The sequence below is a fragment of the Chitinophaga sp. genome, assembly GCF_035564935.1.
Taxonomy (GTDB): domain Bacteria; phylum Bacteroidota; class Bacteroidia; order Chitinophagales; family Chitinophagaceae; genus Chitinophaga.
In genome coordinates this window covers 1-7,286 of record NZ_DATMTE010000891.1, presented here as the reverse complement: position 1 = coordinate 7,286, position 7,286 = coordinate 1, and the positions used below count along the sequence as shown (strand labels likewise).

The 7,286-nt window shown below is 45.3% G+C and carries 7 protein-coding genes; 2 read left to right on the top strand and 5 right to left on the bottom strand.

Annotation, left to right across the window (positions count from 1 at the left end; genetic code table 11):
* Positions 1-378 precede the first annotated feature (378 nt).
* Positions 379-1,743, bottom strand: a complete 1,365-nt coding sequence (locus tag VN105_RS23235; RefSeq protein WP_325644712.1) for a DUF3863 domain-containing protein — start codon at positions 1,741-1,743, stop codon at positions 379-381.
* Positions 1,744-1,840: 97 nt separating this feature from the next.
* Entirely contained in the window at positions 1,841-2,266 is a 426-nt protein-coding gene (locus tag VN105_RS23230; protein ID WP_325644710.1) for a hypothetical protein, read from the bottom strand.
* A 289-nt stretch (positions 2,267-2,555) separates the two neighbouring features.
* Between VN105_RS23230 and kynU the strand changes: the two genes are divergently transcribed.
* Positions 2,556-3,896 carry a kynureninase gene (gene kynU / locus VN105_RS23225; protein ID WP_325644708.1) on the top strand — a complete coding sequence of 447 codons (1,341 nt, stop codon included), beginning with the start codon at positions 2,556-2,558 and terminating at the stop codon, positions 3,894-3,896.
* An 8-nt stretch (positions 3,897-3,904) separates the two neighbouring features.
* Positions 3,905-4,864 carry a tryptophan 2,3-dioxygenase family protein gene (locus tag VN105_RS23220; RefSeq protein WP_325644706.1) on the top strand — a complete coding sequence of 320 codons (960 nt, stop codon included), beginning with the start codon at positions 3,905-3,907 and terminating at the stop codon, positions 4,862-4,864.
* 46 nt (positions 4,865-4,910) lie between these two features.
* On the opposite strand, the gene VN105_RS23215 is transcribed toward VN105_RS23220, so the two are convergent.
* From VN105_RS23215 to VN105_RS23205, 3 genes are all read right to left on the bottom strand, one after another.
* Positions 4,911-6,140 carry an RNA polymerase sigma factor gene (locus VN105_RS23215; protein ID WP_325644704.1) on the bottom strand — a complete coding sequence of 410 codons (1,230 nt, stop codon included), beginning with the start codon at positions 6,138-6,140 and terminating at the stop codon, positions 4,911-4,913.
* A 65-nt stretch (positions 6,141-6,205) separates the two neighbouring features.
* Positions 6,206-6,550, bottom strand: coding sequence for a YciI family protein (locus VN105_RS23210; protein WP_325644702.1), 345 nt, complete (start codon positions 6,548-6,550; stop codon positions 6,206-6,208).
* Positions 6,551-6,589: 39 nt separating this feature from the next.
* Positions 6,590-7,096 carry a DoxX family protein gene (locus tag VN105_RS23205; protein WP_325644700.1) on the bottom strand — a complete coding sequence of 169 codons (507 nt, stop codon included), beginning with the start codon at positions 7,094-7,096 and terminating at the stop codon, positions 6,590-6,592.
* Positions 7,097-7,286: the final 190 nt, after the last annotated feature.

The window sequence follows — 7,286 nt, the reverse complement described above, 5'->3', positions numbered from 1 at the left end:
AGAAACATACAAATAATTGCCCGACCAGCTTAAGCCGGAGATGGGGCCATTGCCGAATGCATAGATGAAATTCCAGGCAAAAGCGGGTTTATAAAGGCCTGGTGAAGAAGCTGATTGTTTGAACGCGGAAGTTGCTTTCATGCTAAAACCGCAGCTAAGGATAACGGCTGCAGTCAAAAGTAGAGTCCTTTTGGTCATAAGATAATTTTTAGGAGGTTAATGTGAATAAACTTTCTAAAAGTTAACCAGACTTTTTTTAATCGCTTCATCAATTTGTATCATATTGTTGGCAATTTGTATCATTATAGATACCACTGTACCTGGTAAACTGTTTACTGCAATCAGGCCGCATTGAAGCTATGCGGCAACGCCCTCGAACTAATCACGGAGATCAGGCAACCGGCGGTGAATCAGCGCCCTGTCATCAGCGCTCAATTGGGCTAACGGTACCGGTGTATCCTGTGGCCGTGTTCCTTTCTGGTTGATTTCACCGAGCAGGCTCCATTTGCGGGTAAGGGTATCCGGCTCCTTTGCAGGAACATCATAACGGGTAAAGTCAATCACCTTTTCCGGTGTAGATTCCTGCCAGTTGCGTAGTAGCGCCAGCCGGAAATCTTTGTTCATGAACCAGCGGATCTCTTTATCTGCATCCGATCCACCAATGCCGGATCCCTCTTCGGTGAACCGGTAGTTGAAAGTATTTGAGGTGAAATGTTTTCGCCAGATCAGTCCGAATTCACCCTGCGTGATCATCCGCGTAGCGGGCCAGCGGGTTTTGATGGCGCTCAGCCAGTCCCTTAGACCGGCAACATCGATAGGCAGGCTTAGTTCCCAGCAATTGGTTACCCATGCAAAGCCGTTCAGCTGGTATCCGCCGTCGAAGTGTATAGCGGTACTGTGCATCATTTCCCTGAGCCCCGTACTTGCTCCGAATGCTCCAATGGTTTCTATCGGCCCTACGCCCATCCTGCTGTTGAAATGCTCTGCAAAGCCATCTCTTCTTGCTGCGAGGAAATCCATTGTCCAGCCGTCAAGGTTCACACAGTCGATGAAATCCGCTTTGCCCTGGGCCGGTTTGCAGAAATGTTCTTTGGAAGGATAGTAAGGATAGCATACGGAGCCGTCTCCATCCTGGTTATCGATGGAGAACTGGCTCCAGATATTGCCCTGGCACACATGAATGTTTTCCTTTTCCGCCAGGTATTGGAGGTTCTTTGCTGCCAGGAATCCAGCAACTACGCTTTTGGGACGATAGCCGTTGCCCAATATGCCCGATGCCAGGGCTATACCATCATGCAGGTCCTTGTTCACCTGCTCCACGGAATTATAAGCGTTGGCAAAGTATGCGCCGGGTATGAAAGTAACATCGTCGCCATAGCGATGATGATATTCCCTGACCTGTTGTCTTATCTTCACATAATTGTCGGTCATGTCGTTCAATGCCAGCCAGCTGAACGCCCATGTCATCTTTGCCCCCGGGAAGCCCGATTCCACTGCTTCACGAAAGGCGCTCACACGCCCGGGCGTATGTAATTCCCGTTCGTCCATTCCAACATTTTTGTCCCTTGAAACTTCTATCTGGTTAACACGGATAACGCAGTTGAAGGTCAGGAACCGGTTGCCCATTAAGTCGCCGGCCATGGGTGCAAGCATAGAAGATAGTAAACGGCCGGGTGTTGCTGTCAGCGTACCTGCAGCCAATGCGGAAGATATTCGAAGAAAGTTCTTTCTGGATAGATACATAACGGTAAAAGAAGCAATTTAAAATCTTTTTTCCGTTCAACTTTCCTGTACCGTCCTGACCTCCGCAAGGTTTATTTACACAACAAACAGGGTTTGATCAATCCTCCTCTTTATTATACAGGTTTTGTTCCAGGAAGGCGGTATTCCCCTTCATAAAAGCGTCCAGGCAGGACCATGCAAAGGGAGTATCCAAGCCATCCATTTGTGTACTGAATTGGGGATTGAGCACATCTTTTTTCTTGAAAAATCCTTTGCGTTCCATTTTCGGACGCATATATCCTATTCCAACATGGCCCCACATACAGCCCGAAATACAAAGGGTTTCCTTCTCGCCGTGACTATTCTGCCTGTTTATTTCAAAATAATAAAATGAATTTTCAGGGCTGCTTCCACTGGCTTCAATCTGCTGGTAAAGATCTTCCCAATTGATCTCCTGGTACAGGCTAACGGCTTTTTCGCTATTGCAACCGGGATAGGCAACAGGGTAGCGGGTAAATGGCGATTGTATTTTTATATCGTACATATCAGTTTATTCCGGTAATACAGGTGAAATAAGGTGTTTGGAACCTACTGAACAATATTAGACAATATTTTTGTGTTAGATACCCGGGTAAAGAACCGATACCATCATTGCAAATTTATTTGGCAGTGTAAGCAATTTATATTTGTTTTGCCCGACGTTACAACCAATGGAGAATATTTATAAGAATATCATCAACAGACCTTCTTAGCAGGCGCTCCTCCTGCCGGCAGCATCCTGCTGCAATTATCCGGCTTATCAGCATATATAATTTCCGACGTCACTGACAGCAATGTCTGTGTGCGCAATTTCCAACCATTACATACTTATCTACATGATTTTTGAGAACAATCTGGCTTTTGCGCAAAGCCTGGACAGGCAAGATCCATTACACGACCTGAGAAATCAATTCCTTTTTCCTGAGCAGAACGGGACTCCTTTCATCTATATGTGTGGAAATTCGCTTGGGTTACAGCCTCGGACAGCCCGCAATTATATCGATCAGCAAATGAATAACTGGGCGAATCTGGCGGTTGAAGGATGGTTTGAAGGGGAAACGCCGTGGATGTACTATCACAAAGAATTGAAGGGACTGATGGCCAATATCGTTGGCGCCGGTCCCGGGGAAGTATGCCCTATGAACACCCTCACGGTGAACCTGCACCTGCTGATGGTGAGCTTCTATCGCCCCACGGCCAACAGGTTTAAGATCATTATGGAAGCCGGCGCCTTTCCTTCCGACCAGTATGCAGTGGAGAGCCAGGTAAGGTTCCACGGTTATGACCCGGAAGAGGCAATTATTGAAGTGGCGCCCCGTGCAGGCGAGGCTACGTTGCGAACGGAAGATATTGTGGCTGCTATTGCCCGTCACGGCGATCAGCTGGCGCTCGTGTTATTTGGCGGTATAAATTATTTCACCGGGCAGTGGTTCGATATGCCGGCTATCACCAAAGCAGGCCACAGCGCCGGTGCGGTGGTAGGGTTCGACCTGGCACATGCTGCAGGCAACGTACCACTGCAACTGCATGATTGGGATATCGACTTTGCGTGCTGGTGTTCGTATAAATATCAGAACGCCGGCCCGGGAGGAATCAGCGGGATCTTTGTGCATGAAAAACATTTTTCTGATACCTCGCTCCACCGTTTTGCCGGCTGGTGGGGATACCAGGAACAGCAACGATTCAAAATGGAAAAAGGATTTGTTGCCGGATCCGGCGCTGATGGCTGGCAGGTAAGCTGCACACAGGTGATACCAATGGCGCTATACCATGCTTCGCTTAAAATTTTTGAGAAAGCCGGCTTCATTGGTCCTCTCCGGGAAAAAAGCAGGAAGCTCACCGCCTACCTGTATTATCTTATCAATGACGTGAATAAAACGCTCGGCTTTGAGCAATACAAAATCATCACTCCTTCGGCTGAAACAGAAAGAGGCGCCCAGTTATCTGTTATTGCCCGATACAAAGCCAAAGAGATCTTCCATGCGTTAACAGCCAGCAATATTCTGGGCGACTGGCGTGAACCGGATGTTATCAGGCTTAGCCCCGTGCCGTTATACAACAGCTTCGAAGATGTTTTTCTCACAGCAGCCCGGCTTCTGGGTATCAGTAAAGAATTGATCACACCAAAACAATAATTACCAAAATGGAAATAACACCTGAAATTAAAGACCGGCTATCCCTGCTGCAGGAGAAGTATGCTGTTATGGGACAGGACATCACGGCGTACCTTGATGGCCTTCTTTATGCAGATTATCTTACGTATTGGGATTATATCCACCTGGATACATTGCTGAGCCTTCAGCATCCGAAAACTTCTTACCCGGATGAAGAGATCTTTATCATGTATCATCAAATCACAGAGCTCTATTTTAAACTGGCACTGCACGAATGCAAACAGATAAGCAACCATACTTCACTCACGCCTGCGTTTTTTGCATCCAGGCTTAAAAGGATCAATGCTTATTTCACAGCCCTGGTATCCTCTTTCGATATCATGGTAGACGGAATGGATAAAGAACAATTCCTGAAATTCAGGATGTCGCTGCTTCCCGCGAGCGGCTTCCAGTCTGCACAGTATCGTATGATCGAGATTCATTCCACCGAACTTATTCAACTGGCAACACTGAGCAAAAGAGAAGCATTGAAACATGCCACGCCAGCAGAACAGTTTGAATATATTTACTGGAAATATGGCGCTTCGGAATTATCTACCGGTAAACAAACACTTACACTGCAACAATTCATTGCGAAATATGCAGTGCAATTGCTGCAGCTGGCCCAAAACAATATTGACCGCAATTTCTCGTCCCTGTATAAAACATTGCAGCAGCGCGGGGAAAACATGAGCGCTGTTGAAGAAGAACTCAGAAAGCTGGACCTGTTTGTAAACGTGGAATGGCCCTTGTCACACTATAAGTCGGCAGTAAGGTATCTGGAACGCGATCCGGTAGATATTGCCGCTACGGGTGGTACCAACTGGCAAAAATACCTGCCGCCAAGATTTCAGAAAAGGATTTTTTATCCGTACTTGTGGACGGAAGAACAAATCGAACAATGGGGAAGATCCTGGGTGATGAATGTATTAAAAGCTTACAGAACTTAGCAGTATTATAGGCTGGTTTTCACGCCACGGGGTGAAAGCCAGCGTCCTAAAGTAGGTCTATCATACTTTTAATGGTCAGCTTGTCTGTAGCAGTTTGAGCCAGTGATATGGCGCGAAGAAAATGCTCCTTCGCTATTTCTTTATCAACGCGCGTATAAAGTTCTCCCAGCAACACAAAGTAGAAATGATTGGTGGTAAGCTTTAGTTTATTTGCTTCAGCGATAGCTACTTCATTTCCCCTGGCTTTATATAAGGCATATGTCCTGTTAAGTGCCACGGTGGGTGAATAGTTTATTTGCAGCAGTAAATTATACAACTGAAGAATGCTATCCCATTTTTCTGCGGTATCTTCTTTTTCACAATGCAGGAAAGCGATACCGGCTTCTAAATGATAGGAGCTGATCTCTGTTCCTTCAGCAGACAGGTCTAAAAAAATTTTACCCTGGATAATAAGCTCCCTGTTCCATAGGTTTTCATCCTGGTGCTGGTATAAAATGAAATGGTTGTTATTTATCTGCCGTGCGTCCAGTCTTGACGCATGAAAACACATTAATGCAACCAATGCATTGGTTTTGGGTTGCGCAGTTACGGGAAACTCTGTCAGCAGGAACCCCAGGCTTAATGCTTCCATGCAAAATTCTTTCCGGACAACCTGGTTTTTGGTGGCGGAATAGTAGCCCTCGTTGAACAACAGGTATATAACATGTAATACGTTGTCGAGCCGGTTGTTGATGGCTGAATCAGCCGGCATTTCCATCCTGATTCCTTCTGTACGCAGCTTTTCTTTTGCACGAAATAACCTTTTGTTGATAGTTTCTTTATTGGTTAAAAAAGCCTGGGCGATTTCATCAATACTAAAGCCGCACAGGATACGTAATGCAAGCCCTATCTGCGCTTCACTTGCAATGGCCGGATTACAGATGGCAAATATCATTTGCAACTGGCTATCCTTGATATTTTTTTCTGAAAAGTCCACTTCAATCACTTCACTTACGACCAGGTTTTTTTGAATTTCCGGAAGTACCCTTTCGTCAAAAATTTTATCACGCCTGAATTGCTGGATGGTCTTTTGTTTGGCTACTAAATACAGCCATGCCCTTGGATTGGAAGGAATGCCTTCTTCTTTCCATGTTTCTGCTGCCTGTAAAAATGTATCACCAACAATATCTTCAGCGATCTCAATATGCTGAAGGCCAAATATCTTAGTGATCACGGCCACCATTTTGGAAAATTCTGATTGAAACAGCTGTGATATGGTTTGATGTTTGTTGCTCACGCTCTATTCTTGACAGGAGGTAAGGATAAGCCTGCATAATGCCCGGTTATGCAGGCTTATCTGAGTTATTGATTAACGTAAACAGGCCGGATTTCTACACTGCCGCCCTGGTCAATAGCCGGACACCCATGTGCCAGCGTAGCGGCATCTTCCAATGAGGCTGCTTTTATGGTGATAAAACTACCTAACTTTTCTTTAATTTCTACAAAAGGCCCGTCGGTAATAACCCCTCCGGGTTTCAGCACTTTACCTTCCATGGCGAGGCGGGGGCCATGGTTCACAAATTTTCCCTGGGCGGCAATACCACCTACCCAATCCTGCCATTTTTTACCAAGTGCCTGCATTTGTTCGGGATTAGCATTGCTGTAATCATAATCCGGTTGGCGGAATAATAAAAGATACTCGTTCATTTTCGTTGTTTTTTTAAATTATTAATTATAACTGCAAACCTATAATGCCAGCGTACTTACCGGTAGCTTCCGGTCATCGGGACGCAACGCCCACGAGGCTATTGTCAGAAGTACAAAAATAAGGGGCGCCCCGAATCGTGAAAAATTGTCCCCGCTTACTATATGAGATATTACTGCCCCGCTGAGAACAAAAAAGAAACCCGCGTATGCCCACTCCTTCAGCAGCCGGAACTTTGGAAGCAATAAAGTAAGTATGCCCAATATCTTCCATGTACCAAGGATCGACATGATGTAAACAGGATACCCCAGGTGAACTGTTCCTTCTACATTTTGTTTCACTCTCAGCAATTGCGCTATTCCTCCTGAGGCCATTCCCAGTACCAGGAGTATGGTGGTTATCCAGTAAGCAATGTTTTTACCGCGGTTGTTTTTTGTCTTCATTTTTTTATTTTTAAGTGTTTGTTCCAGTTGATTGAATTTACGGTCCCATGTTTTCTGATAGTTCTGAATACCATCAGCTGATATTTTAACGCTATCTTCCTTCATGATCTTAACATTTATTATAACAATGATCGACATCCGGAAAATTGGACACTTTCAGAAGACTTTTATCATTTACCGGTAAGAATATACATAAAAAACGCCCGCTGATGAAGTTCAGCGGGCGCACATCACAATATAAATAATTATCTACCTGGCAAACTCCATATCTGCCAGGTTCAACTGTATTTCATTC